This window comes from Micromonospora sp. PLK6-60, assembly GCF_019890675.1.
Taxonomy (GTDB): Bacteria; Actinomycetota; Actinomycetes; order Mycobacteriales; family Micromonosporaceae; genus Micromonospora.
In genome coordinates this window covers 36579-63426 of sequence record NZ_JAIOAA010000016.1, presented here as the reverse complement: position 1 = coordinate 63426, position 26848 = coordinate 36579, and the positions used below count along the sequence as shown (strand labels likewise).

Here is a 26848-nt window from a genome sequence, read left to right as displayed (position 1 = left end):
CATGCAGCGACGACCGGCGCGCGGCCACCGGGCCGTGCCGCACACCGCCGACGTCCGGATCGAGGCGTGGGCGTCGACCCGGGAGGACTGCGTGGCGGAGGCGGTGACCGCGCTGGTGGCGACGTTCGTCGACACCGAGGGGGTGAGCCCGGGCGCGGAGAGCGGCTTCGGCGTGCCGGCCGGCCCGGACCCCGACCTGCTGGTGGCCGTGCTGGACGAGGTGATCTTCCGGCTGGAGACGGCGGGCACCCTGCCGCTGACGACCCGGGTCGACCCGGCGCCGGACGGCGGGCTGCGGGTGCGCTGGCGCACGGCGGACACCGACGCGGTGGAGCTGGTCGGGGCGGTGCCCAAGGCGGTCGCCCTGCACGAGCTGCGCTTCGGGCCCGACACGGACGGCTGGTCCTGCGCGGTGACGCTGGACGTCTGACCGGTCAGCCCTTCACCACGCCCAGCGGCACCAGCCGGGCCACCCGCCGGCACAGCCCGGCACCCTCGGCCGCCTCGATCACGGCCGTGATGTCCTTGTACGCGGCGGGCATCTCCTCGGCCAGCCCGCGGCGCGACGCCCCGCGCACCGCGACGCCCCGCGCCTCCAGTTCCCGGCGCGGGTCCTGTCCGCGTACCGCCCTGGTGGCCTGCTTGCGGCTCTGCACCCGGCCCGCGCCGTGGCAGGTCGAGGCGAACGCCGGCGAGCCGGCCACCCCGGTGAGGACGTACGAGCCGGTGCCCATCGAGCCGGGGATCAGCACCGGCTGCCCCACCGGGCGCAGGTCGTCGGGGAGGTCGTGGTGCCCGGGCGGCAGGGCGCGGGTGGCGCCCTTGCGGTGCACGCAGAGCCGCCGCGCGGCGCCGTCCAGCCGGTGCGTCTCGATCTTGGCGAGGTTGTGCGAGATGTCGTACACCAGGTCCAGCTCGGCGCCGGTGATCCTGGTGAAGACCTGGCGGGCGGCCTGGGCGAGCAGCTGCCGGTTGGCGCGGGCGTAGTTCGCGGCGGCGGCCATCGCGCCGAGGTAGGCCCGGCCCGCCGCCGAGTCGACCGGCGCGCAGGCGAGCTGCCGGTCCGGCACCCGGATGCCGTGGGCGGGCATCACCTGCTCCATCGCCCGTACGTGGTCGGTGCAGATCTGGTGTCCCAGCCCCCGCGACCCGCAGTGGATCATGACGCAGACCTGCCCCGCGCGCAGCCCGAACGCCGACGCCACCGCCGCGTCGTAGACCTCCGCGACGGCCTGCACCTCCAGGAAGTGGTTGCCGGAACCGAGGCTGCCCACCTGCCCGGCGCCGCGCGCCACGGCCCGCTCGCTGACCTGCGCCGGGTCGGCGTCGTCCACCGCGCCGCCGTCCTCGCACCGGGTCAGGTCCCGCTCGACGCCGTGGCCCCGCCGCACCGCGTACCGGGAGCCGCCGCGCAGCACCGCGTCGAGTTCGGCCCGGTCGGCCAGGTGCCACACCGCCCCCTTGCCCATGCCGCGCGGGGTCGCCGCGCCCAGGCCGTCCAGCAGGGCGTCCAGCCGGGGGCCCAGGTCGGCGCGGTCCAGCCCGGCGGCGAGCAGCCGTACCCCGCAGGAGATGTCGAACCCGACGCCGCCCGGGGAGACCACCCCACCGGCCTCGACGTCGGTGGCGGCCACCCCGCCGATCGGGAAGCCGTAACCCCAGTGCACGTCCGGCATCGCGTAGGAGGCGCCCACGATGCCCGGCAGGGTGGCCACGTTCGCCACCTGTTCCAGCGACCGGTCCGCCCCGGCGTCGGGCAGCAGCGACCGGGACGCGAACACCACGCCCGGCACCCGCATCGGGTCACGCCGGTCGATGCGGAACCGGTAGGGCGACTCCTCGACCAGCTCCATGCCCGCCGGGCTACCCGGGTCCGGCCCGGTTACACCGGTCAGGACAGCTGCGAGATCGAGGCGCGCCTGACGTGCGTCAACTGGACGACGAAGGCGGCCAGCGCGGCCACCACCCCGGCCACGATCGCCACCGTCGATCCGGCGCCGGCGAGGGCGAGCAGCAGGGCCACGCCGACGCCGATCAGCAGCGCGTTGACCGCGGCCACCATCGCCGCGGTGGTCAGCAGCAGCGACAGCCGACCGGGCCGGCTGCCGACCGCGGCCCAGGCCGCCCGCATCGGGCCACCCGAGCCGACCGCGTCGGCGAAGAACTCGTACCCGGCGCCGTAGCGCTCCTGGTAATACGCCCGGATCTGCTGGATCCGGCGCAGGTCCAGCGAGTTCTCCACCATGTTCTGCACCAGCCGGGCGAAGGTGAGCAGGCCGGTGATCACCAGGGTGGGCAGCACCGCCGCCAGGTAGGGCCGGATCAGCGCGCCCTGGCCCGAGACGAAGCCGAGGCCGATCAGACCCGCCGACAGCAGCGAGAGGAACACCGTCGTGCGGCCGACGGACTCGGTGATGGTCGCGCTGCGCGAGGTCTGCAGCACGAAGTGCTCGGTGGTCAGGGCGGTGAGCAGGGCCTGTTCCCGTTCCCGGTCCTCCATGCCCGATTCCTCCGGCGATGAGCAGGTTTCCACCCACGATACGGACCCAGGGCGGCGCCGCGCGGCGGATCGGCGGGGCACCCCCTGAGCGGGGCCCGGGGCGGGCCGGGCGGACAATGGGCCGGGGTTGCCGGCGGCGGCTGCCCCGGTCGGGAGGGGACGGGCGATGACGGCGGCACGGGAACTGCGGGCGGACTGCGCGCGCTGCTCCGGGATCTGCTGCGTGGCCCCGGCGTTCGCCGCGTCCGCCGACTTCGCCATCGACAAGCCGGCCGGGCGGCCCTGCCCGCACCTGCGCCCCGACTCCCGCTGCGGCATCCACGCCGACCTGCGGCAGCGCGGTTTCCCCGGCTGCACCGTGTTCGACTGCTTCGGGGCGGGCCAGCAGCTCACCCAGCGGACCTTCGCGGGCCGGGACTGGCGGGACGACCCGGCCACCGCGGGCCAGGTCTTCGCCGCCTTCGCGGTGCTGCGGCCGCTGCACGAGCTGCTGTGGTACCTCACCGAGGCGGTGGCGCTGACCCCGGACGGCCCGCTGCGCGACGAGCTGACGGTGGCCGTGGCCGAGACCGGGCGGCTCGCCGACAGCGGGCCGGCGCAGCTGGTCGCCCTCGACGTCGACGCCCACCGCGGCCGGGTCAACCCGCTGCTCTCCCGGGCCGGCGAGCGGGCCCGGGCCGGCCGGGCCGGACCCGACCGGCGCGGCGCGATGCTGATCGGCGTCGACCTGCGCCGGACCGCGCTGGCCGGGGCGAACCTGCGCGGCGCCTGCCTGATCGGGGCGGACCTGCGCGGGGTGGACCTCGGCGCCGCCGACCTGACCGGCGCGGACCTGCGTGGGGCGGACCTGCGCGGGGCGGACCTCGGCGGCGCCCTGTTCGTGCACCAGACCCAGCTCGACGCGGCGCGCGGTGACCACCGCACCGTGCTGCCGCCCGGCCTGCGCCGACCGGCGCAGTGGTCGCTGACCCTCACCCCGACGTCGGCAGGGCGACGGCGCCGCCGCTGACGGCAGCCCGGCAGGTTTGTCGCCGGCCGGGCTGCCGTCAGGTTTGTCGCCGGCCCGGCGGGGCAGGAGTGCGGCATGACCACTGAACAGTCCACCGGCCGTGCCGCCTCCGACGAGCCCGACGGCGCCACCGCGTACGAGGCGTCCCTGCGCCCGCCGGGCGACTCCCTGCGGACCACCGACGACACCGGCGACGACTTCGCCGACCTGCCCGCCGAGGACCGGCGCTCCGCGCAGGACACCAGCCGGGCCGGCTACGACGTGGCGGACGTCTCAGGCGCCGGCGACCCGGCCGTCGAGGAACGGCCCGACGCCACCGTCGACGCCCGACCGGAGGCGGCACTCGACGAGTGAGCGGCTCCCGCCGCCGGAGGGTCGGCCGACGGGTCGAGGCTGATCGCCCCGGCCGGGCAGAGCTCCACCGCCCCCCGGACCCGGTCGACGGCGTCGGCCGGCGGCACCGCCCGGCGCAGCAGCACCAGCCCGTCGGTGTCGTCCTGGTCGAAGACCTCCGGGGCGGTCAGCACGCAGTTGCCGGCACCGCAGCAGCGGTCCCGGTCCACCCGCACCCGGACGCTCACCAAGTCACCGGCAGCGAGTCGAGACCGTAGACGATCGAGCTGTCCCGGGTCGGCAACGACCCGGTGCTGGCGGCGCGCAGCCGGGGGAAGCGCCGGGCCAGCTCCACCAGGGCGATCCGCAGCTCCGCACGGGCCAGCGGCTGACCGATGCACTGGTGCACCCCGAAGCCGAACGCGAGGTGCTGCTGCGCCGCCCGGTACGGGTCGAACCCGTGCGGGTCGGCGAAGACGTCGGCGTCCCGGTTGGCCAGCGACAGCACCGCGATCGCCCCCTCCCCCGCGCGGATCAACTGACCGCCGATCTCCACGTCGGCGGTGGCCAGCCGGGGCAGGCCGGTGCGCACGATGCTCAGGTAACGCAGCAACTCGTCGACCAGACCGTCGGCGTGCTCGGGGTCGTGGCGCAGCGCCGCATACCGGGCCGGGTGGCGCAGCAGCAGCAGGGTGCTCAGGCCGATCATGTTGGCGGTGGTCTCGTGACCGGCGATGAGCAGCAGCACCGCCATGCCGACCAGCTCGTCGGCGGCCAACTCCCCGGTGTCCACCCGGTCGCGGGCCAGCCGGCTGAGCAGGTCGTCGGTGCGCTCCCCGGCGGCCACCTTCCGCTCGACCAGCCGGTGCAGGAACTCCCGCAGCTCCCGCACGTGCCGCTGCACCCGCTCCGGCGGGGCGTCCCGGTCGATCAACGTCCGGCTGCGCTGCTGGAAGAAGTCGTGGTCGGCGTACGGGACGCCGAGCAGGTGGCAGATCACCATCGACGGCACCGGCAGCGCGAACCGGGTGACCAGGTCGGCGGGCGGCCCGGCGGCGGCCAGCTCGGCCAGGGCCCGCTCGACGCTCTGCCGGATCAGCGGCTCGATCCGCCGGACGTTTTTGATCATGAACTCGGCGGTGAGCATCCGGCGCAGCCGGGCGTGCTCCGCGCCGTCCATCCGGATGAACCCGCCCCGCCGGTCGCTGAGCGCGCCGGGCGCCACGCGGCGCAGCAACGGGAAACCCGGCCGGCTCAGGTCGGCGCTGAAGGCCGGGTGCCGCAACAACTGCCGGACGTCGGCGTGCCGGGTGACCAGCCAGGCGACCGCGTCGGTCGGCAGCCGGACCCGGGTGACCGGGCCGCCGAACCGCCGCCGCTCCCCCGCGTCCAGCGGGACCAGCGGATCCCGGTCCAGATTGAGCGGCGGCCACCGTGGCAGGTCGGTCAGGGGCGCGACGGTCACCGGGACACCTCCGAGCGGAACGACTGTCCGTGACGGTACCGATCCGGTACGTTACCTATCGATCGCCGTCGAGACAACCCGCCCGGTTCACCGCGCGGCCACCGCCGCCCGCGCCTCGGTCATCCCCCGGTTGGCCAGCGCGTCGGCCCGCTCGTTCTCCGGATGCCCGTTGTGCCCCTTCACCCACAGCCAGGTCACCTGGTGCCGCTGGCCCGCCGCCTCCAGCCGCTGCCACAGGTCGGCGTTCTTCACCGGCTGCTTCGCGGCGGTCAGCCAGCCGTTGCGCTTCCACCCGGCCAGCCAGCCGGTGATGCCGTTGCGCACGTACGTGCTGTCGGTGTGCAGGTGCACGGTGACCGGCCGGGTCAACGTCTCCAGCGCCCGGATCGCGGCCATCAGCTCCATCCGGTTGTTGGTGGTCGGCGTCGCCTCTCCCCCGCACAACTCCCGCTCGTGCCCGCCGTAGCGCAGCACCGCGCCCCACCCGCCCGGACCCGGATTGCCGCTGCACGCCCCGTCGGTCCAGATCTCCACGACCCGCCCGGCCGCCGCGTCCACCATGCCCGGCAACCTACCGCGCGCCCCGGCCCCGGCGGAAAACCCCGCGCCGGCCGAGCCCGGCCCGCAGCCGGCCAACGGCGTCGCCGAGCACCGCCGAGGTCATCGGCAGCAGCGGGCTGGACCGCATCACCGCCAGGTCCTCCACCGGTGAGGTCTCGCCGTCCAGGAAACGCAGCACCCGCTCGGCCGGGTTACGGTCGAACAGCCGCTGGAAGAACTCCGGCCCGCCCACCAGACCCCGGTCCAACGCCCGCAACGCCACCGCGTCCATCCACCGGTGCCGCCCCGGATACGCCGGCCGGGGCACCGGCGGCCGGCCCGCGGCCAGCGCCGCGGCCACCTGCTCGGCCTGCCGCCGCATCGCGGAGAAGGTGAACCCCGTGGACGGCCGGGTCGCCCCACCCGCCGTGCCCAACCGGACCACCCGCGGCGACGGCCGGCGCGGGAACGGCGCGTCGGTCATCGGAATCACCCCGTTCTCCACCTCCCGCACCCGCAGCGCCGCCGGGTCGAGGCCGAGCAGGCCCAGGTAGCCGCGCAGCGCCGCGTCGTAACCGGCGTCGGTGAGCGGCTCGGGCGAGAACTCGGTGTATTCCACCAGCGCGTACCGCTCGTCGACCGGCAGCACGTAACCGAACGACACCCCCCGGGCCGGCTGCGGGGTGCGGAAGTCCATCAGCACCGCCCGGTCCGGGTCGAACAACGGCTCGTCGCTGGCCACCCACCAGCCGCGGAAGTGCTGCAACCAGCTGGTCCGGCCGGGGCGGGCCGGCGGCCGGGGCCGGGAGTCGAGCACCCAGCCGGCCCGCACCAGCACCCCACCCTCGGCGTCGCGCACGGTCACCCCGGCGCCGTCGTCGTCCAGCCCCGCCACCGCCGCGTCGATGCGTACGGCGCCGAGCCGCTCGGCCGCCTCGGCGGCGCGGGCGTACACCGGGGCGGAGCGCAGCATCGCGTACCGCAGCGGGGCCAGCGGCAGGACGCGGCGCCCGGCGGGCGTGACCACGTCGACCCGCGACCAGCTGGCGCTCAGCATCGGGTCCAGGTCGGTGCCGGGCGTCCCCCAGAACGCCCAGGTGCGGTCCTGGCCACGCTTGCGCACCGGATCCAGCACGGCGATCCGCAGCCCGCGCACCTCGCGCCGGTCCAGGGCGGCGAGGACCAGCGAACCCGCGCCGCCGCCACCGACGAGGGCCAGGTCGACGTCCCGCGGCGCGCTCACCCGTCCACGCTGCCACACCGCCCCCGACCGGCCCGCGCCGCCCCCACTCCGGACCGGCGGTAGGTTCGACCCGACACCGACCGCGACCGAACGGGGAAGACCATGGGTGACGCGCCGCTGCGGGTGGGGCTGCTGGGGTACGGCGTGGCCGGGCGGGTGTTCCACGCCCCGCTGATCGCCGCCACCCCCGGGCTGCGGCTGGCCGCGGTGGTCACCGGCAACACCGAGCGGCGGGAGCAGGTCCGCCGCGAGCACCCGGACACCCGGCTGCTCGACGACGCCGCGCAGGTGTGGGCCGACCCGGACGCGCTGGACCTGGTCGTGGTGGCCAGCCCGAACCGGCAGCACGTCCCGCAGGCCCGGGCCGCGGTGGCCGCCGGCCTGCCCGTGGTGGTGGACAAGCCGCTGGCCGCCACCGCCGCCGACGGCCGCGCCCTGGTCGACGAGGCGCAGCAACGGGGGGTGCCGCTGACGGTGTTCCAGAACCGCCGCTGGGACGGCGACTTCCTGACCGCCCGGCGGCTGGTCGAGGCCGGCGAGCTGGGCCGGGTGACCCGGTTCGAGTCCCGGTTCGAGCGGTGGCGCCCGGCGATCAAGCCGGGCTGGCGGGAGAGCGGCACCGTCGACGAGGCCGGCGGTGTCCTCTACGACCTGGGCGCCCACCTCATCGACCAGGCGGTGCAACTGTTCGGCCCGGTGGACCGGGTGTACGCGGAGGTGGACCGCCGCCGGCCCGGCGCGCGGGTCGACGACGACGCGTTCGTGGCGCTCACCCACACCGGCGGGGTCCGCTCCCACCTGTGGATGAGCGCCGTCGCCGCCCAGCTCGGGCCCCGGCTGCGGGTGCTCGGCGACCGGGCCGCCTTCACCACGTACGGGCTGGACGGGCAGGAGGCGGCGCTGCGCGACGGCGGACGGCCCGACACGCCCGGCTGGGGCGAGGTCACCCCCGACCGGTACGGGCAGCTCGGCGCCGAGGGCGAACTGCGCCCGGTGCCCACCGAGCCCGGCCGCTACCAGGACTTCTACGCCCTCGTCGCGGCGGCGCTGCGCGACGGCGCCCCGCTGCCGGTGGACCCGGGCGACGCGGTGACCACGGTGGAGCTGATCGAGCTGGCGCACCGGTCGGCGCGGACCGGCGCGGTGCTGCCCGTCGAGCCGGTCTGACGTGCGGCTGCCGTTTCCCGAGCCGGGCCCCTCGGCCGACGTCCCCGCCCTGTTCCTGACCTACCTGGACTACTACCGGGACACCGTCGCCGACCGGGTCGCCGGCCTCACCGACGAGCAGGCCCGCACCAGCCGGGTGCCGTCCGGCTGGACCCCCGCCGAGCTGGTCACCCACCTCGCCTTCATGGAGCGGCGCTGGTTCGTCTGGGGTTTCCTCGCCGAACCGGTGCCCGACCCGTGGGGCGACACGGTCGACGACCGGTGGCGGGCGCCGGCCGGGCGGACCATGGCCGACCTGGTCGACGCGCTGCGCGCGGGCGGCCGGCGGACCCGCGCCATCGTCGAGGCCACGCCGCTGGACACCCCCGCCGCGCTGGGCGGCCGGTTCACCGACCCGGCCCGCCGGCCGACCCTGGCCGCCATCCTGTTCCACGTCCTGCAGGAGTACGCCCGGCACGCCGGCCACCTCGACATCGTCCGCGAGCTGAGCGACGGCCGTAGCGGCAAGTAGGCCGTCACTTCTTCCCGTTGAGCACGGCTGCGTCGACTCGGTGGCGAGTCACCACCGCTAGGGCGTCCTAGGAGGCTAGCCGGAAGGACGAGAAGCCAGGTCGGCGCTGGACATGCAGCCTTCCGGCTGCCTATGGTGACAGGCAACCAGATGGCTGCATGTGGGAGGTGACAGCGGGTGGACGAGGTGTTCCGGGCGCTGGCCGACGCCAGTCGGCGCCGGCTACTGGACAGCCTCAACGCCCGCAACGGCCAGAGCCTGCGGGACCTGTGCGCGGGGCTGGAGATGACCCGCCAGTCGGTCAGCAAGCACCTGGCCGTGCTGGAGTCCGCCGGCCTGGTGACCACCAGCCGGCGCGGCCGGGAGAAGCTGCACCACCTCAACGCCGCCCCGATCAACGCCATCGCCGACCGGTGGATCAGCCGGTACGACCGCGAGCGGGCACGCGCCCTCGCCGACCTGCGGACCGCATTGGAGGCCCGACCCGTGCAGACCCCGACATTCGTCTACACCACCTACATCCGCACCACGCCCGAGCAGCTCTGGCGAGCCCTGATCGAGCCGGAGTTCACCCGCCGGTACTGGGGCGGCGCCGCCCTGGTCTCCGACTGGCGGGTCGGCTCCCCCGTGCTGTGGCAGGGCGCGCCCGACACCGCGCCGAAGGACATCGGCCAGCGGGTGCTGGTCTGCCAGCCGTACACCCGGCTCTGCTACAGCTGGCACGCCTTTCAGCCCGAGCACGCCGAGCACTTCGGCTGGTCGCCCGAGGAGTACGCGGCCCGGCTGACCGAGCGCCGGTCCAAGGTGACCTTCGACCTGGCCCCGTACGGCGCGGCGGTCCGGCTCACCGTCACCCACGACGACTTCTCCCCCGACAGCGAGATGTACCGGGCGGTCAGCGGCCAGCTCGGCGCCGGCGGCGGCTGGCCCGAGCTGCTGGCCAGCCTCAAGTCGCTGCTGGAGACCGGCGAGCCGCTGCCCGAGCCGGAGCCGGCCGGGGCGACCGAGGGCTGACGCCCTACGAGCCGGCGCGGGTGCGGCGGGCGGTGGTTCGCTCCGGCCGGCCGCCGGCCCGGCGCACCCCCTCGCGCAGCTCGTCGTCGCCCATCACCAGCCACACCAGCGGGCAGTCCTGCGGGCCGGTCACGTCGAGCTGGCACAGCGTGCACGGCTGCCCCGGCCGGATCGGGCAACGGGCCCCCGGCCGGGGCGGCGAGGTGGTCGTCGGCACGGTAACCACGATCCGCTCCCGGCCGGCCCGGCGGGCAGGGGCCTTGGTCCCGTCCTCAGCCCCGACCGGTGGCGGTGCGGCGCAGCAGCGGGACGAGCAGCCCGGCGGTGAGGTGCAGCGCCACCAGGGTCAGCTTCGCGCCCGCGCCCACCCCCTGCGCCAACGGCGGCAACAGCGAGAGCAGCAGCACCACCAGCGCCAGCCCGGTCCAGGCCGGCCGGGCCCGGCGGGTGAACCGCTCCAGCAGGGCCAGCGACGCCCAGCCGGCCAGGCCGGCCAGCAGCGTGGTGCCGGCCACCGCACCCGGGCCGACCGTCCGGTCCACTCCCCCGCCCCGGGCGACCAGGTCCACCCCGGCCAGGGGCACGGCGACGGCCCAGACGGTGAGCGTGGCGGCGGTGGTGGCGAGGACCGCGAGGGCCCGGTCCCGGCGGCGCGACGGCCGGGCGGCGGCGGTGGGCCGGGGTGTGGCGGTGCGGACGGTCTTCATGGGACGTACCTCCGATCGGACGGCGCGGGCCGGACCCGCGCGGCTTCGTGCCGGAACGCTAGGCGCGCGACGGCGCCGGGCGGATCGGGCCGCGGACCGGTTCCGGGGTACGCCGCGGGGCGCGGCGCGGCGGCAATCTCCGTCTGGCGACCGATGAGCCGGGGCCGGTTGCCGGCCTAGCATCCGGGGCATGGCTGGCTGGTCGAGGAGACAGGTGCTGCTGCTGATCGACGGCGGCATCGCCGCCGTGGTCCTGGCCGCGCTGGTGGCGATGGTGAGCGTCCCCGGCGTGGGGCCGGCCGGCCGGGCCGGCACGGTGCTCGCGGTGGGGCTGGCGGTGGTCCAGGCCAGCTCCCTGCTCTGGCTGCGCCGGCACCCGGCGTACGGGCTGGCCGTGGCGGCGCTGGCCGGCGTGGGTCTGGAGGCGCTCAGCCCGCAGGTCGGCTGGCTGGGGCTGGTCGCGGTGCCGCTTACCTACTTCGCGCGGCTGCGCCCGCCGCGGGTGTCCCTGGTGGCGCTGGCCGTGCTGCTCGCGCCGACCCCGTGGAAGCTGGTCACCGGTGGCTGGCGGGACCTGCTGCTCGCGGTCGTCGGGGTGGGCCTCGGCTGGGCGATCGGCGAGGTGCAGCGCGGCCACGCCGAGCGGGCGCGGGCGCGGCGGCGGCTGGTGATCGGCCGGGAACGGGAGCGGATCTCCCGGGAGCTGCACGACGTGGTGGCCCACCACGTCGCCGTCATCGCGGTGCAGGCCGCCGCCGCCGAGGACGTCTTCGACCAGCACCCCGACCAGGCCCGCGCCGCGCTCGGCGCGATCGAGGTGGCCGCCCGGTCGGCGTTGACCGAGCTGCGGTCGATGCTGCACGCGCTCTCCGCCGACGCCGGGCCGGACCCGGCCGGACCGCAGCCCGGGCTGGCGCAGCTCGACGCGCTGGCCGACGCCGTGACGGCGGTGGGCCTGCGGGTCGTCGTGGACCGGCACGGCCGGACCGAGGGCCTGCCCGAGGGGGTGGAGCTGTCGGCGTACCGGATCGTGCAGGAGTCGCTGACCAACGCGCTGAAGCACGGCCGGGCCACCCGCGCCGAGGTCAGCGTCCGCTACGACGACGGCGTGCTCCGCCTGGAGGTACGCGACGACGGCAACGCCCCGGCACGGCGCGCCGAGCCGGGCGAGGGCCGGGGCATCGTCGGCATGCGGGAGCGGACCCGGCTGCTGGGCGGGACCCTCGACGCCGGTCCGCTGCCGGCCGGCGGTTTCCGGGTGGCCGCCCGGATCCCGGTGGCGGTGTGCCGATGACCGTCCGGGTGGTGATCGCCGACGACCAGGACCTGATCCGGGCCGGCCTGCGCATGATCATCGACGCCCGGCCGGACCTCACCGTGGTCGGGGAGGCGGCCGACGGCGCGGAGGCCGTGGCGGTGGTGCGCCGGACCCGCCCGGACGTGGTGCTGATGGACGTCCGGATGCCCCGGATGGACGGCATCGCGGCGACCCGGGAGCTGGTGGCCGCCGGGCAGCCGGCCCGGGTCGTCGTGCTCACCACCTTCGACCTGGACGAGTTCGTCTACGCGGCGCTGCGCGCCGGAGCGAGCGCCTTCCTGCTCAAGGACACCCGGCCCGGTGACCTCGCGGAGGCGATCCGGGTGGTGGCCCGGGGTGACGCGCTGCTCGCCCCGACCGTCACCCGCCGGCTGCTGGACCGGTTCGCCGACCGGCTGCCCGGCCCGGCGGCCCCGGCCCGGCGGCTGGCCGCGCTGACCCCCCGCGAGGTGGAGGTGCTCACCCTGACCGCCCGGGCGTTGTCCAACGCGGAGATCGCCGCCCGGCTGCACCTGAGCACCGCCACGGTGAAGACGCACGTCTCGGCGATCCTCACCAAGCTCGGCCTGCGCGACCGGATCCAGGCCGTGGTCCTCGCGTACGAGGTGGGGCTGGTCCGGCCCGAGCCGCCGGCCGGGTGACCCGGGGCTGATCGGCACAGGGCCGGCATGTCCACCGCTGTCCGGCGCGGGGGTGGACACGTGACGGCAACGAATATTTCTCATTTACACCGGCTGAGCACCGCATCCCTCCTAGTGTTGGCCACACCGGTGCTAGTCACGGAGTTGGCCACCCGAACGACGTCCCATGCGGTCAGCGGACGAAAAGTGAGGGAAGACGCGTATGAAGGCACAGGCAGTTCTCGGCTCTGCGGCGGTCGGCGTGGGCTTCGGCACGCTTCTGCTCCCGGCGGTCGCACTCGCGGACACCACGGTGTCGCCCGCGACCACCCCGGTCGGCGGGACGGTCGTGCTCACCGCCACCACCTGCAACCCCAAGGACGGTGACGTGATCTTCCACGTCACCGGCCCGAACCGGGACCAGAACGTCCGGTCCACCACGGCGGCGGCGGGCGGCGGCCTGAGCGCCGAGCTCTTCACCGCCGGCTTCACGCTCGGCACCTACACCGTCGCCGCCACCTGCGGCAACGGCAGCTCCGCCGGCAGCGCGCAGTTCACGGTGACCCCGATCGGCGGCGCGCCCGCCGGTGGCGGCGGCAGCAGTGCCGGCGGCACCACCGCCGCGGTGGCCTTCACCGCGGGCGGCGCGCTCCTCGGGGCCGGCGCCACCGGCCTGGTCGTGCTGCTGCGTCGTCGACGCCACGCCGGCGCGGTGGCCTGAGGCCACCCGACCCACCAGCCCTGGACGGATGCCCGTGCCGGCGACACCGGCACGGGCACCGGGCCACGCCACACGGAGGTGCGACCCTGCCCCGGCCCTGCCGCGCCGACCCGTCGGCGCCCCGCTCGCGTACCCGGTCGGCCGCCGCGGCGATCGCCGTCGCCGTGGTGACCGGGACCGGGCTGCTCGCCGCCGGCCTGAACCTCGCCCCGACACCGCCGCCCCGGCCGGGGTCCACCGCCGCGCCCGACCGGTCGGTGTCGCCGGGCACCGCGCTGTCCCGATCCGTGCCGGTACGGGTGGAGATTCCCGCGATCAGCGTCCGGGCCGAGGTGGTCCCGGTCGCCGCCGACGCCGACGGGCGGCTGGAGGTGCCGCCACTGGACCGGCCCACGGTCGCCGGCTGGTACCGGCCGGGGGCCAGCCCCGGCGAGGCCGGCAACGCGGTGATCGTCGGGCACGTCGACTCGCTGCGCGGCCCCGCCGTCTTCTTCAACCTGGGCCGGCTGCGCGCCGGGGACACCATCCGGGTCACCCGCTCCGACGGCGAGGTGGTCACCTTCGCCGTGGACGGCGTCGGTTCATACCCGAAGGACCGGTTTCCCACCGACCGGGTGTACGGCGGCGGTGCCGCCGCCCGGCTGCGGCTGATCACCTGCGGTGGCCGCTTCGACCTGCGCCAGGGCGACTACCTGGACAACATCGTGGTCTTCGCCAGCCGGGTCCGCTGACCGCGACAGGCCGGGTCAGGACTCGAGGTCGGCCAGCTCCCGGGCCAGCTGCTCGGCCCGCTCCGGGTGCGCCGACGCAGTCATCCCCCGGCTCGGCATCTCCACCGTCATCAGCAGGTAGAGGTGCAGCCGGTAGAGCCCGAGCCGCCGGCGGGCCCCGGCGTCCAGCGGCAGCGGCGCCGCCGCCCGGTAACCGCGCAGCACGGCATCGTGTGGCTCGTCCTCCGCCCGGCGGAACAGCAGCGGCGAGACCAGGTCCATCAGCGGGTCGCCGTACAGGTGGCGCTCGCCGTCGACCAGGCCGGTCAGTCGCGGCGTCCCGTCCGGCCCGGTCACCGCCAGCACGTTGCCCGCCCAGCCGTCGAAGTGCAGCAGCGCGGGCCGGCGTACCACGTCGAGGACGTCGGCGTGCCGGGCGACCAGGGCGCGGATCCGGTCGGCCGGCGCCGGCAGCGGGACCTGCCAGTCCACGGCGTCGGCGAGCAGGTCGTCGACGATGGCGAGGAAGGCCGACCGCCAGGTGGGGCCGGACGTCCGGTGCGCGTCGTCGTAGCCGTACCGGTCGCCGGTGACCCGGTGCAGCGCGGCCAGCGCCGCGCCCAGCTCCGCCCGCACCGGCCCGACGTCGGTCCCCGCGTCGGTCAGTTCGGGCAGGGCGCGGCCGGGCAGCAGCCCGGTGAGCAGCCAGTCGCCGAGCACCGGATCGCTGCCGTGGTGCAGCAGCGGCGGCACCGGCACCGCGGGCGCCCGGTCGGCGACCCGCCGCAGGTAGCGGGCCTCGGCGGCGATCATCCCGCGCTCGTACCGCAGCAGCGGCACGTCCGGCGGCGGCCCGACCTTGAGCACGACCCGCCGCCCGTCGGTGAGCTCGACCCACCAGACCGCGGCGAACCCGCCGCCGGCCAGCGGACCGCAGCCGGCCACCCCGGCGCTCGGGCCGACGGAGGCGGCCAGGTAGCGGGCGACCGCGTCCGGGGCGAGGATCCGCTGGGTGGGGCTGGGCGGGCTCACCGGCGGGCCCGGCGACCGGCTGACTGGTCCATCAGTCCGACCCTAGTGGACCGGCCGGGCCGGCACGGTCCCCGCGCTGTCGCCCGCCACGCCGGGCGAGCCCGTTGCGCCCCGGCGGCGGACGCCGGATAGGTTGTCCCGCATGCGCTCGGCTCTGCTCACCGGCACGCTCGTCGCGGTGCTCGTCGGCACGCTCGGCTGCTCGGGGGCCGGCTCCGGGTCGGCGCCCGTCCCGGCCCGCCACCCGTTCCGCGACGCCGTGCTGGCCGCGGACCCCGGCCTGGCGGCGGCCGAGTGGCAGCGGACCCACGACGCCGGTTGGCTCGACCCGATCACCCGGCGGCCCCAGGCCCGCTGGGTCGACGGCCCCGGCGACCTGCCCGGACTGGTCCGGATGGTGCAGGGCGCGGAACAGACCGGCACCCTCGCCGTGCTGGTGCTCCGGTACCTGCCCGATCGGGACTGCGCCGGTGCCGGCGCCGCCGACGCGGCCACGTACGACGCGTTCGTCGGCACGGTGGTACGCGCGATCGGCGACCGCCAGGCGGCCGTGATCCTGGAGCCCGGGGCGGTGACCGGCGAGTGCTTCGACGACGCCCGGGCGGCCCTGCTGGCCGGCGCGGTGGCCCGGCTGGCCGACGCCGGGCAGTACGTCTATCTGGACGCCGGCGTCCCCTACCGGTCGGACGTCCGGGAGACGGCGGCCCGGCTGCGGCGCGCCGGCATCGACCGGGCGGAGGGGTTCGCGGTGAACGTCGGCGGCCGGGAACCGACCCCGTTCAGCCACCTGTGGGGGCTGGCCGTCTCCGACCTGGTGGACGGGCGGGAGATGGTGATCGACACCGGCCGCAACGTCGGGACCGCGCCGCCGGCCGACGCGTCGTGCAACCCGCCCCGCCGGGCCCTCGGCTATCCCCCGACCACCCGCCCGGACCTGGACCGGGTGGCGGCGCTGCTCTGGGTGAAACCACCGGGCACCTCGGACGGCGACTGCGCGCGCGGCGAGCCGGCGGAGGGCGATTTCTATCCGACGCTGGCGTGGGACATGATCGTCCGCGCGCCGTGGCTCGGCCCCTACGACCGGCTGCGCGCCGCGTCCGCCCCGCGTCCCGAGCCGCCGCCGGTGCCCGGGCCCGACGGCGCCGCGATCCGCTACTGAGCCGGTGGCGCCGGTTCCCGGCCCGCGCCGCCGACGGCCGTCGGCGGCGCGGCTGACGGGCGAGGCGGCCCCGGCGGGCACGAACAGGGCCGGACCCCGGGTGAACGGAGCCCGGCCCTGGCCGGTGTGGTGCGGTGGATCAGCGGACCAGCGCGTGACCCTGGTGCGTGGCCTGCGCGCTCTTACCAGCGTTGTGCGACTTGCCCGGGGAACGCTTCACGCCGTTGACCGCCGAGGTGTCGTACGCGAACGTGATCACCGCGGTGGCGATCGCGTCGGCGTTGACGTCCAGGGCGAACGTGTTGACGTTGCCGTGCAGGTTGCCGAACTTGGCGTACAGCGCGGCGTCGGCACCGTCGGCGACCGGGGTGCGGCTGTCGCAGGCCTGGTGGTAGCACGGGTCGTACGACTCACCCGCGACACCGCCGAACAGCTTGGCCTCCTCGGCCGTCTTCACGCCCTCCGCACCGGTGAACAGGCCACCGGCCGGGATGTCCACGCCGGCGGCGATGAACGGCCCGTAGTCGGAGCGGCCGGTGAAGTCGGACGGCACGGTGGCCAGCTTGCGCGAGGCGTAGAACTGCTCGAAGAGCGCCTCGATCTGCGCCGAACCCTCCGGGCCGGGCCCGGACCCGGACTGCGCCGAGTCGTCACCGTCGTACACGCCGAACACGTAGTTCGGCGAGCCGACCATGTCGAAGTTCAGGTAGAGCGCGATGTCGGCGATCTGCTCATCGGTCAGCTCCGCCACGTAGTGGTTGGAGCCGAGCAGGCCACCCTCCTCCGCGCCCCACCAGGCGAACCGCACCGCGTTGTTGGGCTTCACCTTGGCCATCTGCAACGCGACCTCGAGCAGCGCCGCGCTGCCGCTGCCGTTGTCGTTGTAGCCGGAGCCCTCGGGCACCGAGTCCAGGTGCGCCCCGGCCATCACCACGTTGTCGGTGCGGCCGGTGCGGGTCTGGGCGATGACGTTCTCGGTGGTGCGGATCTCCGACTGGGTGTCGGCCGTGATCCGCACGACCAGGCCGGCGGTGGTGGCGAACTGCACGCCCCGGTCGAACGAGACCGAGACCGCCGGGATGCCCACCGGGCCACCCAGGGTGCCGGCGAACAGCTCGTACCGGTCCGGGTTCGTCTCCCGGGTGCCGTTGCCCTGGTTCATGATGATCACGCCGGCCGCGCCGGCGGCCTCGGCGTTGACCGCCTTCTGCCCGAACGAGCAGGTGCCACGCTGCACGAGCGCGACCTTGCCGGCCAGGTTGAGCCCGGCGAAGTCCGCCGCCTCACAGCCGGACGTGGACGCTGCCGGGTTGCCGAGGCTCAGGTCCACCGGGACGACGCCGCCGGTGACGTCACCCGCCCCGGAGTATTCCATCAGGTCGTAGTCGACACCGTCCTGATAGGCGGTCGGGGTGGGCGCCACCTGGGCGAACGTCGAGCCGAACTCCTCGTAGAACGGGAAGTCGAACGACTGCCGGGTGACCTGGTAGCCGGCCTTGGTCAGCTTGTCGGCCACGTAGTCGGCACTGGCCGTGTAGCCGGGGGTGCCGGAGGCGCGGGTGCCGCCGTTGGCGTCGGCGATCCGCTGGAAGGTGTCAAGGTGGCGCAGGACGCCGTCCACCGTGACGGCCTTGGTGAGCTTCTTGACTGAGTTGTTGTTGGGGTCGGCCTGGACCGGGGCCGTGAGGGCCATCGATCCGACGACGACGCCGGCGACAGCACCGGCGAGCGTTCTCTGGACAGACACCACGATGTGCCGTACCTCCTCGATGACGGGGACCGCCGCACCAGCTCCATGCGTCGGTCCATGGACTGTAGACGCAGGTCACACCCGCTGGGAAGCGCTGCGTCGAAACGTCCGGTCAGATCGAGCCGTTTCGTCGCGAACGGCAGTGACCCGGATAGATATCTCGATTCGGCCGACGAGGCGCAACGCCCATCCGCCGCGTTTGGTCGGCCGGATCCGGGGAACCCGACTGCCCGCGCCTACGCCGGGGCCGCACCCGTGCGTCGGCCGAGCGGTGCCCACGGTCGGACCCGCCACCGGCGGGCAGCACCCGAGGAGGGGACGACGATGGCCCAGGCGGCCAGCACAGGCGGCAGCGCCCGCAAGGCCCAGGGGGCGCGCAAGGCCCCGATGCCGAACCGGACCGCGGCGAAGAAGACCGCGACCGCCACGAGACGGGCCAGCGGGGCGACCGCGGCCACGAACGCGGCGGAGAAGCCCCGGGCGACCACCGCGCGGACCGCCCGGAAGAAGGCCACCGCGGCGACGGCCACGCCCAGCCGCAAGCCGACGGCCCGGGCCACCGCCGCGAAGAACGCGCCGGCCAGCAAGCCGATCAACAAGAAGGCGCCACGCAAGGCGGCCCGGGCCCGGGACACGGGTACGGGCACCCGGGCCCCGGCGAGGAAGGCGACGACCATGGAGTCGTTCGGTTCGCGTCGCGCCGCCCGCCGGACCACCGGCTGACGGCGCCCCGCCACCCGCCCGCCGGGGTGCTCCACCGTCCCGGTCAGAATGGCCGGATGGGAAGACGTGGCGCCCGCACCGGCGCGGCCGGACCTGCCTCGCCCTGCCCGTGCGGCACCGGCCAGCCGTACGCGGGGTGTTGCGGGCGGCTGCACCGCGGCGAGGCGACCGCCGGGACCGCCGAGGCGCTGATGCGGTCCCGGTTCAGTGCCTTCGCCGTCGGCGACCCGGACTACCTGCTGCGCAGCTGGCACTCCCGCACCCGGCCCGACCGGCTCCGGCTCGACCCCGGGCAGCGGTGGACCCGCCTGGAGGTGGTCGGCACCGAACGGGGCGAGCTGTTCGACGCCGAGGGCGTCGTCGAGTTCCGCGCCCACTACAAGGAGGATGGCCGACCGGGCACCGTGGCCGAGCGCAGCCGCTTCGTCCGGGAGGACGGCCGGTGGGTCTACCTGGCGGCGCTGCCCGACTGAGACCGGGCGCCCGCACCTGCGGCCCTCGCCCGGCCACCGCCCCACCCCAGCACCGCGGCTGGCCGGGGGGGTCAGTGCTGGCCGGCCCCGGTGCGCAGCGGCAGGCCGAGCCGCGCCACGGCCGCCGCCGCCAACTCGTCGGGGGGCAGCCCGATGTCCAGCACCACCCCCGGCTCGTCCGGTTCGAGGTGCTCCAGGATCGCCCGCTGCGAGCCGAGCAGGCTGGCCGGCATGTAGTGCCCGGCCCGCCGGTCCAGCCGGTCCCGGATCAACTCCGCCTGCCCGTGCAGGTGGACGAACTCCACGTCGGGCGGGCCCTGCCGCAGTACGTCGCGGTAGGAACGCTTGAGCGCGGAGCAGGCCAGCACCGTGGAGACCCCCTCGGCGTGCCGGTCGGTCATCCAGCCGGCCAGTTCGCGCAGCCACGGCCAGCGGGCTTCGTCGTCCAGCGGGATGCCGCCGCGCATCCGCGCCACGTTGGCCGGCGGATGAAACTCGTCGGCCTCGGCGAACCGCAGCCCGGTCCGCTCGCTGATCCCCAGGGCCACGGTCGTCTTGCCCGCCCCGGACACGCCCATTACCACGACATGCCGGACGGGCCGCCGGTCACCAGTCATGGACGGTGCCGTCCTTGAGCCGGTTGAACGGCAGGTACGCCGGCTGGTACGGGAACTTCGCCGCCGCCTGCTCGTCCAGCTCCACGCCGATACCCGGCTGCTCCCCCGGGTGCAGGTACCCGTCGGTGAAGGTGAACGACTGCCGGAACACCTCGTTGGTCAGCGGCCCGTGCTGCATGTACTCCTGGATGCCGAAGTTGTGGATGGCCAGGTCCAGGTGCAGCGCCGCGGCCATCCCGACCGGCGAGATGTCGGTCGGCCCGTGGATGCCGGACTTGATCTGGTACTGCGCGGCGAAGTCGAGCAGCCTGCGCATGGCCGTGATCCCCCCGGTGTGGGTGACGGCGGACCGGACGTAGTCGATGAGCTGTTCCCGGATGAGCGTCTGGTAGTCCCACACCGTGTTGAAGACCTCGCCGATGGCCAGCGGCGTGGTGGTGTGCTGGCGGACCAGGCGCAGCGCCTCCTGGTTCTCCGCCGGCGTGCAGTCCTCCAGCCAGAACAGGTCGTACGGCTCCAGTGCCTTGCCGAGCCGCGCCGCCTGGATCGGGGTCATCCGGTGGTGCCCGTCGTGCAGCAGCGGCAGCTCGGGGCCGAACTCGTTGCGTACCGCCTCGAAGACGCCGGGCAGGTGGCGCAGGTAGGCGCGGGTGTCCCAGTCCTCCTCGGCGGGCAGCGGGATGCGCTGGGCGGGCTCGTAGTCGTACCGCTTGCCGTCCACGCTGGCCTGGGCCGCGACGCCGTAGACGGCGTTGATGCCGGGCACCGAGGTCTGGATCCGGATGGACCGGTAGCCCTGCTCCAGGTGCCGGCGCACCGAGTCGAACAACTCCGGCAGGTCCCGCCCGCTGGCGTGCCCGTACGCCATGATGCCGGTCCGGGACGCACCGCCCAGCAGCTGGTAGAGCGGCAGGCCGGCGACCTTGGCCTTGATGTCCCAGAGCGCGACGTCCACGGCGGCGATGGCGGCCATGGTGACCGGCCCGCGCCGCCAGTACGCCGAGCGGTAGAGGAACTGCCAGGTGTCCTCGATCCGGTGCGGGTCCCGCCCGATCAGCAGCGGGACCACGTGGTCGGCGAGGTACGAGGCGACGGCGAGTTCGCGGCCGTTGAGGGTGCCGTCCCCCAGCCCGGTGACCCCCTCATCCGTGGTGATCTTGAGGGTGACGAAGTTGCGGTCGGGGCTGGAGACGATGACGTCCGCTGCGACGATCTTCACGCAGGTGCCTTTCTCGGGGTGGTGCGGGACGTGCCGGGGTCAGCGAAGGGTGTCGCCGGGCTGCCGGCCGTCCAGCAGGGACAGCTCGTCACGGCGCGGGAGGGCCTCCCAGTCGCCGTGGCCGGCGACGGCGAAGGCGCCGAGGGTGACCGCGCGGCGCAGCCGCCCGGCGAGGTCGAGTCCGTCCAGCTGGCCGGAGAGGTAGCCGGCGGTGAAGGCGTCGCCCGCGCCGACCGTGTCCACCGCGGTGACCGGCACCGCCGGCGCGTGGCACACCCCGTCGCGGGTGTACGCGCGGGCGCCGTCGCCGCCGAGCTTGACCAGCACGGTCTCCACGCCCCGGTCGAGCAGCCGGGCCACCACGGTCGGCTCGTCCGCGCCCGCCGCGCCGACCAGGTCCAGTTCGTCGGCGGAGGCCACCACGACCGAGGCGTGCGCGGCCAGCGAGGCGAGGGTGACCCGGGCGGCGTCGCGGTCCCAGAGCCGGGCCCGGTGGTTGACGTCGAGGCAGACCAGGGCGCCGGCGCGGGACGCGGTCTCGGCCGCCCACGCGGCGGCGTCGCGGGCGCTGGCGGAGAGCGCCGGGGTGATCCCGGTCAGGTGCAGCACCCGGGCGCCGGCGGCGAGCGCCGGGCGCAGGTCGTCGACGTGCAGCGCCGAACCGGCGGAGCCGGCCCGCTGGTACACGACCCGGGTCAGGTCCGCGGTCCGCCGCTCCACGAACATCAGCCCGGCCGGCCGCTGCGGGTCCCGTCGGACGTGGTCGACGCCGACGCCCTCGGCGCGCAGCTCCCGCACCAGGTGCCCGCCGAGTTCGTCGTCGCTGACCCGGCCGGCGAAGGCGGCCCGGTGGCCGAGCCGGGCGACGCCGATGGCCACGTTGGACTCGGCGCCGGCCAGGTGCATGGTCAGCGCGCCGCCGGTGGCCAGCGGGCCGGCCGAGCGCAGCGAGACCAGCGCCTCGCCGAAGGTGAGCAGGTCGACGGCGGTCATGACACGGCGGCCAGGTAGGCCCGGGCGCGCCCGCGCAGGGCGTCGAGGTCACCGCCGGAGGCGGCGTCGCCGACCAGCGGGCCACCGACGCCGACGGCGATCGCGCCGGCGGCGAGGTAGCCGGGCAGCTCGGCCAGGCCCACCCCGCCGACCGCGACGAATGGGATCTGCGGGAACGGGTCGCGCAGCGCCTTCAGGTAGGCCGGCCCGCCCAGCGACGCCGGGAAGAGCTTCACCACGCTCGCGCCGGCCCGGACCGCCGCGTACGCCTCGGTCGGGGTGAGCGCGCCGGCCGCGACCGGGAGCCCGTGGTCGGCCGCCGCGCCGATGGAGTCGACGACGGCGGGGGTGACGACGAACTGCGCGCCGGCCGCCGCGACGTCGGCGACGTCGGCCGGGGTGAGCACGGTGCCGGCGCCGACCAGCGAGCCGGGCGGGGCGGACGCCCGGATGGCGGCGACGGCGTCGCAGGCGCCGGGCGTGGTGAGGGCCACCTCCACCACCCGGACGCCCTCGGCGAGCAGGGCGGTGCCGGCGGCGACCGCGGCGGCGGTGTCGGTGCCGCGGATGACGGCCAGCAGGCGGGTGTCGGTCAGTTCGGCAGTGAGATCGAGGGTCATCTGGTCACCATTCCGCGTAGGAGCCGTCGCGGTGTCGCCACGTCGGGCTGCGCCAGGCGTGGCCGCGCTGGTCGGCGGCGCGGACCGCCCGCTCGTCCACCTCGATGCCGAGGCCGGGGGCGGTGAGCCGCTCGACGTACCCGTCGACGAACTGCAGCGGGGTCTTGTCGAGGCAGTAGTCGAGCACCTCGGCGCCGAGGTTGTAGTGGATGCCGACGCTCTGCTCCTGGATCAGGTAGTTCGGCGTGGCGAAGCCGACCTGGAGGCAGGCCGCGAGGGCGATCGGACCGAGCGGGCAGTGCGGGGCGAGCTGGACGTCGTACACCTCGGCGAGCGCGGCGATCTTGCGTACCTCGGTGATGCCGCCGGCGTGCGAGAGGTCCGGCTGTGCGACCGCGATGCCGGCCTGCAGGACCGGCAGGAACTCCTGCCGGCTGTACAGCCGCTCGCCCGTGGAGACCGGGGTGGTGGTGGAGCGGACGAACTCGCCGATCAGGTGGGAGTTCTCCGGTACGACCGGCTCCTCCAGGAAGAACGGCCGGAACGGCTCCAGCAGCGGGGCGACCCGGCGGGCACTGGCCAGGGTGAACCGGCCGTGGAAGTCGATGGCGACGTCCCGGTGCTCGCCGAGCACCTCACGGGCGGCGGCCACCCGCGCCACCACCCCGTCCAGCTCGGCTACCGAGGCGACCGGGCTCATCCTGCCGGAGGCGTTCATCTTCACCGCGGTGAGGCCGGCTTCGACCTGCGCGGCGATGTGGTCGCGTACCTCGGCGGGCTCGTCGCCGCCGACCCAGCCGTACACCCGGATCCGGTCCCGGACCGGGCCACCGAGCAACTGGTGCACCGGGGCACCGAAGTGCTTGCCGGCGACGTCCCACAGCGCCTGGTCGAGGCCGGCGACCGCGCTGGCCAGGATCGGCCCACCCCGGTAGAAGGAGCCCTTGGTGAGCACCTGCCAGTGGTCCTCGATCCGCAGTGCGTCCCGGCCGATCAGCAGCTCGGCGAGTTGCTCGACGGCGGTGCGGACGGTCTCGGAACGCCCCTCGCAGGTGGCCTCGCCCCAGCCGACGATGCCGGAGTCGGTCTCGACGCGGACGAAGAGCCAGCGGGGGGCGACCAGGAAGGTCTCGATGCGCACGATGGTGGTCACGTCGACTCAGCCCTTCGTCGCGCCGGCGGTGAGGCCAGAGACCACGTACTTCTGCACGAACAGGGCGATCACCATGATCGGCAGGGTGACCACGGTGGCCGCGGCCATCAGGCCGCCCCAGTCGATGCTGGCGTAGCCGACGAAGTCGAAGATCGCCACGGGCAGGGTCTTGGTGTGGGCGTCGGAGAGCACCAGGGCGAACATGAAGTTGTTCCAGGAGAAGATGAACGACAGGATCCCGGCGGTGGCCACACCGGGCACGGACAGCGGCAGGGTGATCCGGCGGAACGCGCCGATGTGAGTCAGCCCGTCGACCAGCGCCGCCTCCTCCAGTTCCTCGGGGAGGCCGTCGAAGTAGCCCATCATGATGTACACGATCAGCGGCAGTGAGACGAACATGTGGCTGAGGATCAGCACCCCGAAGCCGCCGACCATCTTCAGGTTGGAGAAGACGTAGTACCAGGGCACCAGCAGCGAGACGCCGGGGATCACCCGGGCCATCAGGACCACCAGCGCCGACTTGCGCATGTTGAACCGGCTCATCGAGTACGCCGCCGGCACGCCCAGGATCAGCGACGCCACGGTGGCGGCGAGGGCCACCCAGAGGCTGTTGCCGATGAACTGGACGTAGTTCGCCTGCTGGAGCACGGTGGCGTAGTTGTCCAGGGTGGGTGAGAAGGCCAGCGCCTTGCCGGTGTCGTAGATGTCGACGTTGGTCTTGAACGACGCGGCGATCATCCAGAGCAGCGGCGCCGTCAGCGACAGCACCACCACGACCAGCGCCACCACCCGGAACACCTTGTACGGGCCACGCGGCCTCATCGCTGCGCCTCCTTGCGCCGGGCGGTCAGGGCCCACATCGACCCGATGATGATCAGGAAGAACAGGATGAGGACGGTAGAGGAGACGCCGTACTCGTTGTAGTCGAAGCTCAGGCCGTAGGCGTACACGTTGAGGGTCTCCACCTCGTGGAACGAACCGCCGCCGCGGCCCTTGGTGGCGTAGAGGATGTCGAAGGTCTTCAGCGCGTCGATGCCACGCAGCAGGATCGCCACGAGCACCGTGGGCATCAGCAACGGCAGGGTGACGTGACGGAACCGCTGCCAGGTGCTGGCGCCGTCGATGAGCGCGGCCTCCTGCGGCTCGTCGGACAGCGAGGTGAGGCCGGCGAGCAGGATCAGCACCACCATCGGGGTCCACTGCCAGACGTCGATGAAGATGGTGGTCGGCAGCGCGGTGTGCTGGCCGGCGAGCCAGGGCTGGGGGCCGATGCCGATCCAGCCGAGCACCTGGTTGGCCAGGCCGATGTTCGGGTCGAAGATGAGCCGCCACATCATGCCGACCGCGACCGGGGTGGCGACCAGCGGCATCAGGATGGCTACCCGGACCCACTTCTCACCCTTGAACGGTCGCCACAGCAGCAGCGCGATCGCCATGCCGAGGACCACCTCGAACAGCAGGGCCGCCAGAGTGAAGGTGGCGGTGCGACCGACGGCAGGCCAGAACCGGTCGGTGTCGGAGAGCACGTCCAGGTAGTTGCGGAAGCCGACGAACTCGCTCTCGGCGCGGACCGAGCCCTCGGCGTCGGTGAGGCTGAGGTAACCGGTCCAGGCCAACGGAAAGACGATCAGCACGGCGACGAAGGCCATGGCCGGCGCCGCGAAGAGCCACTTGCGATGGGCGTTCGCCCAGCGCGCCCAGCCCGGGGTGTCGGGCATGACGCCGACGCCGCCGGCGGCGCGGGTGGGGGTGGTGACGGTTGACATGAGATCTCCGGGGGTGGGCGGACCGACGGGGGGTACGCGGGTGGCGGGGCCGGCGGCCCCGCCACCCGCGTGGCGGCTTATCTGGCCTCGTCGTCCAGGAACTTCTGGAACGCCTCGTTGGCCGTGTCGGCGGCGGCCTCGGCGTCCTTGCCGGCGATCGCGTCGACGATCGGCTGGCCGACGATCTCGCGCGCCTGGGCGACCTTCACCACGACCGGCCGGTCGTGGGCGACGCCGGCCTTGCCGCTCTCGGTGATCGCCTCGACCAGGTCCTTCGGGTAGCCCGCGGTGCCCTCCGGGTTCTCCCACACCGAGGTCCGGGCGCTCGGCACGCCGGCCTTCTGCAGCGCGAGGGTCTGCTCCTTGCCGGTGGCCCACTCGATGAACTTCCAGGCGTTGCTCTTGTTCTCCGAGCTGTCGTTGACGCCCAGCGCCCAGGACGGGATGTTGTACGGCTTGGAGCCGGCCGGGCCGGCCGGGAACGGCGCGAAGCCCACCGTGTCGGCGACCTTGGACTTGGCCGGGTCGGTGGCGTTCTTGTAGAGCGAGTTGGCCTCGGTGTAGAAGGCGGCCTTGCCCTGGGTGAAGATGGCCATCGCCTCGGGCCAGCCCATGTCGGTGCTGACGTTGGCCGGGCCGGCGTCCTTGATCAGCCCGCCGTAGAAGGCGTACGCCTGCTTGGCGGCGTCGGAGTTGACGGTGGCCTTGCCGCTGTCGTCGACGAAGTCACCGCCGAAGCTGTACAGGAAGCTGGAGAACTGGGTGACCGCCGGCGACTTGCCGGTCCGGGCGACGAAGCCCGCGGTGCCCGGCTCGGCCGCCTTGATCTTCGCGGCGGCGGCCTTCAGCTCGTCGAGCGTCTTCGGCGGGGCGCTCAGGCCCGCCTTGGCGAGCAGGTCCTTGCGGTAGTAGAGGACCTCCTGCTCGGTGATGATCGGGACGCCGACCGTCTTGTCCTCGTACGTGGTGGCCTCGACCGGGCCGGACTGGAAGTCGTCGAAGTCCCAGTCCTTGCTGGACTTGACGTGCTCCGACAGGTCGGCGAGGTACTTGTTCTTGGCGAACAGCTTCCCCTCCTGCAGGGGCCGGTACATCATCACGTCGATGTCGGACGAGCCGGCGTTGAGCTTGACGTTGTACTGGTCGGAGAGCTGATCCTCACCGAGCTGGGTGAGCTCCACCTTGAGCCCGGTCTGCTTCTCGAACTCGGGCAGCGCCTGCTTGATGCTCTCGGTCCAGACGTGGTTCGCCAAGGTCACCCGGACCGTCTTCGAGGCGCCGCTGTCGTCGCCGCCACCGCCACAGGCCGACAGGCCGAGGGCGGCAACCACAGCCAGGGAAGTACCGAATATCGATCGACGTCGCACGCCCATCTCCTTCTGTCGTGGCCCCCGCCCAGAGGGGGGTGGAGCGCCACACCGTTGTAACGTCCGCTTAACGACGGGATGCTAGGCCGATAAAGCGGATTTATTCAAGAGGTGATCA

31 protein-coding genes are annotated in these 26848 nt (G+C 74.5%); 12 read left to right on the top strand and 19 right to left on the bottom strand.

The window, feature by feature from the left end; genetic code table 11:
• Position 1 precedes the first annotated feature (1 nt).
• Complete coding sequence (locus tag K7640_RS24170; protein WP_222957193.1) at positions 2–430, top strand: archease; 429 nt, start codon at positions 2–4, stop codon at positions 428–430.
• A gap of 4 nt (positions 431–434) precedes the next feature.
• Here the strand turns inward: K7640_RS24170 and K7640_RS24165 are convergent, their stop codons facing one another.
• A complete protein-coding gene (locus K7640_RS24165; RefSeq protein ID WP_222957192.1) occupies positions 435–1853 on the bottom strand; it encodes an RtcB family protein in 1419 nt (472 codons plus the stop codon).
• Positions 1854–1891: 38 nt separating this feature from the next.
• Positions 1892–2500 carry a hypothetical protein gene (locus tag K7640_RS24160; protein ID WP_222957191.1) on the bottom strand — a complete coding sequence of 203 codons (609 nt, stop codon included), beginning with the start codon at positions 2498–2500 and terminating at the stop codon, positions 1892–1894.
• 166 nt (positions 2501–2666) lie between these two features.
• Here K7640_RS24160 and K7640_RS24155 point away from each other — a divergent pair, with 166 nt between their 5' ends.
• Positions 2667–3509, top strand: a complete 843-nt coding sequence (locus K7640_RS24155; protein ID WP_222957190.1) for a pentapeptide repeat-containing protein — start codon at positions 2667–2669, stop codon at positions 3507–3509.
• 75 nt (positions 3510–3584) lie between these two features.
• On the top strand, positions 3585–3863 hold the full coding sequence (locus K7640_RS24150; protein WP_222957189.1) for a hypothetical protein: 279 nt from the start codon (positions 3585–3587) through the stop codon (positions 3861–3863).
• Here K7640_RS24150 and K7640_RS31030 read toward each other — a convergent pair.
• The 4 genes from K7640_RS31030 to K7640_RS24130 form a co-directional block, all read right to left on the bottom strand.
• Entirely contained in the window at positions 3764–4072 is a 309-nt protein-coding gene (locus K7640_RS31030; RefSeq protein ID WP_374198121.1) for a ferredoxin, read from the bottom strand. The two genes, K7640_RS24150 and K7640_RS31030, sit on opposite strands and share 100 nt — an antisense overlap.
• Positions 4073–4086: 14 nt before the next feature.
• Positions 4087–5307: a cytochrome P450 gene (locus K7640_RS24140; RefSeq protein ID WP_222957187.1), complete on the bottom strand. Its 1221-nt coding sequence runs from the start codon at positions 5305–5307 to the stop codon at positions 4087–4089.
• 87 nt (positions 5308–5394) lie between these two features.
• Positions 5395–5868 carry a ribonuclease HI gene (gene rnhA, locus K7640_RS24135; RefSeq protein WP_222957186.1) on the bottom strand — a complete coding sequence of 158 codons (474 nt, stop codon included), beginning with the start codon at positions 5866–5868 and terminating at the stop codon, positions 5395–5397.
• Between the two features lie 10 nt (positions 5869–5878).
• Complete coding sequence (locus tag K7640_RS24130; protein ID WP_222957185.1) at positions 5879–7108, bottom strand: lycopene cyclase family protein; 1230 nt, start codon at positions 7106–7108, stop codon at positions 5879–5881.
• Positions 7109–7192: 84 nt separating this feature from the next.
• Between K7640_RS24130 and K7640_RS24125 the strand changes: the two genes are divergently transcribed.
• From K7640_RS24125 to K7640_RS30895, 3 genes are all read left to right on the top strand, one after another.
• Positions 7193–8257, top strand: a complete 1065-nt coding sequence (locus tag K7640_RS24125) for a Gfo/Idh/MocA family oxidoreductase (protein WP_222957184.1) — start codon at positions 7193–7195, stop codon at positions 8255–8257.
• Position 8258: 1 nt separating this feature from the next.
• The gene (locus K7640_RS24120) at positions 8259–8768 is read left to right on the top strand and encodes a DinB family protein (protein WP_222957183.1); all 510 of its coding nucleotides are present in this window, start codon (positions 8259–8261) and stop codon (positions 8766–8768) included.
• Between the two features lie 177 nt (positions 8769–8945).
• Positions 8946–9782: a metalloregulator ArsR/SmtB family transcription factor gene (locus K7640_RS30895; RefSeq protein ID WP_222957182.1), complete on the top strand. Its 837-nt coding sequence runs from the start codon at positions 8946–8948 to the stop codon at positions 9780–9782.
• 4 nt (positions 9783–9786) lie between these two features.
• Here K7640_RS30895 and K7640_RS24110 read toward each other — a convergent pair whose 3' ends face one another.
• Positions 9787–9999 carry a DUF6767 domain-containing protein gene (locus K7640_RS24110; RefSeq protein WP_222957181.1) on the bottom strand — a complete coding sequence of 71 codons (213 nt, stop codon included), beginning with the start codon at positions 9997–9999 and terminating at the stop codon, positions 9787–9789.
• A 55-nt stretch (positions 10000–10054) separates the two neighbouring features.
• Positions 10055–10489, bottom strand: coding sequence for a DUF6069 family protein (locus K7640_RS24105; protein WP_222957180.1), 435 nt, complete (start codon positions 10487–10489; stop codon positions 10055–10057).
• Between the two features lie 190 nt (positions 10490–10679).
• Between K7640_RS24105 and K7640_RS24100 the strand changes: the two genes are divergently transcribed.
• From K7640_RS24100 to K7640_RS24085, 4 genes are all read left to right on the top strand, one after another.
• Entirely contained in the window at positions 10680–11783 is a 1104-nt protein-coding gene (locus tag K7640_RS24100) for a sensor histidine kinase (RefSeq protein ID WP_222957179.1), read from the top strand.
• Positions 11780–12448 (top strand): response regulator transcription factor, encoded by a 669-nt coding sequence (locus K7640_RS24095; RefSeq protein ID WP_222957178.1) that lies wholly within the window; start codon positions 11780–11782, stop codon positions 12446–12448. The genes K7640_RS24100 and K7640_RS24095 overlap by 4 nt, the downstream gene beginning before the upstream one ends.
• Positions 12449–12650: 202 nt before the next feature.
• Positions 12651–13148, top strand: a complete 498-nt coding sequence (locus K7640_RS24090; RefSeq protein ID WP_222957177.1) for a hypothetical protein — start codon at positions 12651–12653, stop codon at positions 13146–13148.
• A 164-nt stretch (positions 13149–13312) separates the two neighbouring features.
• Positions 13313–13879 carry a class F sortase gene (locus K7640_RS24085; RefSeq protein ID WP_308042667.1) on the top strand — a complete coding sequence of 189 codons (567 nt, stop codon included), beginning with the start codon at positions 13313–13315 and terminating at the stop codon, positions 13877–13879.
• 15 nt (positions 13880–13894) lie between these two features.
• Here K7640_RS24085 and K7640_RS24080 read toward each other — a convergent pair whose 3' ends face one another.
• Positions 13895–14890, bottom strand: a complete 996-nt coding sequence (locus K7640_RS24080; RefSeq protein WP_222957176.1) for a phosphotransferase family protein — start codon at positions 14888–14890, stop codon at positions 13895–13897.
• A gap of 142 nt (positions 14891–15032) precedes the next feature.
• Between K7640_RS24080 and K7640_RS24075 the strand changes: the two genes are divergently transcribed.
• Positions 15033–16049 carry a glycoside hydrolase family 6 protein gene (locus K7640_RS24075; RefSeq protein ID WP_222957175.1) on the top strand — a complete coding sequence of 339 codons (1017 nt, stop codon included), beginning with the start codon at positions 15033–15035 and terminating at the stop codon, positions 16047–16049.
• 139 nt (positions 16050–16188) lie between these two features.
• On the opposite strand, the gene K7640_RS24070 is transcribed toward K7640_RS24075, so the two are convergent.
• Together K7640_RS24070 and K7640_RS24065 are read right to left on the bottom strand one after the other, a co-directional pair.
• Entirely contained in the window at positions 16189–17742 is a 1554-nt protein-coding gene (locus tag K7640_RS24070; RefSeq protein WP_255609849.1) for a M28 family metallopeptidase, read from the bottom strand.
• Between the two features lie 293 nt (positions 17743–18035).
• Entirely contained in the window at positions 18036–18557 is a 522-nt protein-coding gene (locus tag K7640_RS24065) for a hypothetical protein (RefSeq protein ID WP_222957174.1), read from the bottom strand.
• Between the two features lie 21 nt (positions 18558–18578).
• On the opposite strand from K7640_RS24065, the gene K7640_RS24060 reads away from it, so the two are divergent.
• Positions 18579–18995, top strand: coding sequence for a YchJ family protein (locus tag K7640_RS24060; RefSeq protein ID WP_222957173.1), 417 nt, complete (start codon positions 18579–18581; stop codon positions 18993–18995).
• Between the two features lie 71 nt (positions 18996–19066).
• Here K7640_RS24060 and K7640_RS24055 read toward each other — a convergent pair whose 3' ends face one another.
• The 8 genes from K7640_RS24055 to K7640_RS24020 all read right to left on the bottom strand — a co-directional run bounded on the left by K7640_RS24055 (position 19067) and on the right by K7640_RS24020 (position 26694).
• The gene (locus tag K7640_RS24055) at positions 19067–19612 is read right to left on the bottom strand and encodes a gluconokinase (protein ID WP_222957172.1); all 546 of its coding nucleotides are present in this window, start codon (positions 19610–19612) and stop codon (positions 19067–19069) included.
• Entirely contained in the window at positions 19602–20831 is a 1230-nt protein-coding gene (manD, locus tag K7640_RS24050; RefSeq protein WP_222957171.1) for a D-mannonate dehydratase ManD, read from the bottom strand. The genes K7640_RS24055 and manD overlap by 11 nt, the downstream gene beginning before the upstream one ends.
• Positions 20832–20870: 39 nt before the next feature.
• A complete protein-coding gene (locus tag K7640_RS24045; RefSeq protein ID WP_222957170.1) occupies positions 20871–21824 on the bottom strand; it encodes a sugar kinase in 954 nt (317 codons plus the stop codon).
• Positions 21821–22444 (bottom strand): bifunctional 4-hydroxy-2-oxoglutarate aldolase/2-dehydro-3-deoxy-phosphogluconate aldolase, encoded by a 624-nt coding sequence (locus K7640_RS24040; protein WP_222957169.1) that lies wholly within the window; start codon positions 22442–22444, stop codon positions 21821–21823. The genes K7640_RS24045 and K7640_RS24040 overlap by 4 nt, the downstream gene beginning before the upstream one ends.
• A gap of 4 nt (positions 22445–22448) precedes the next feature.
• The gene (gene dgoD / locus K7640_RS24035; protein WP_222957168.1) at positions 22449–23597 is read right to left on the bottom strand and encodes a galactonate dehydratase; all 1149 of its coding nucleotides are present in this window, start codon (positions 23595–23597) and stop codon (positions 22449–22451) included.
• Between the two features lie 6 nt (positions 23598–23603).
• The gene (locus K7640_RS24030; RefSeq protein WP_222957167.1) at positions 23604–24419 is read right to left on the bottom strand and encodes a carbohydrate ABC transporter permease; all 816 of its coding nucleotides are present in this window, start codon (positions 24417–24419) and stop codon (positions 23604–23606) included.
• Positions 24416–25363 carry a carbohydrate ABC transporter permease gene (locus K7640_RS24025; protein ID WP_255609848.1) on the bottom strand — a complete coding sequence of 316 codons (948 nt, stop codon included), beginning with the start codon at positions 25361–25363 and terminating at the stop codon, positions 24416–24418. Before K7640_RS24025 ends, K7640_RS24030 begins: the two co-directional genes overlap by 4 nt.
• A gap of 77 nt (positions 25364–25440) precedes the next feature.
• Complete coding sequence (locus tag K7640_RS24020; protein ID WP_222957166.1) at positions 25441–26694, bottom strand: sugar ABC transporter substrate-binding protein; 1254 nt, start codon at positions 26692–26694, stop codon at positions 25441–25443.
• Positions 26695–26848: the final 154 nt, after the last annotated feature.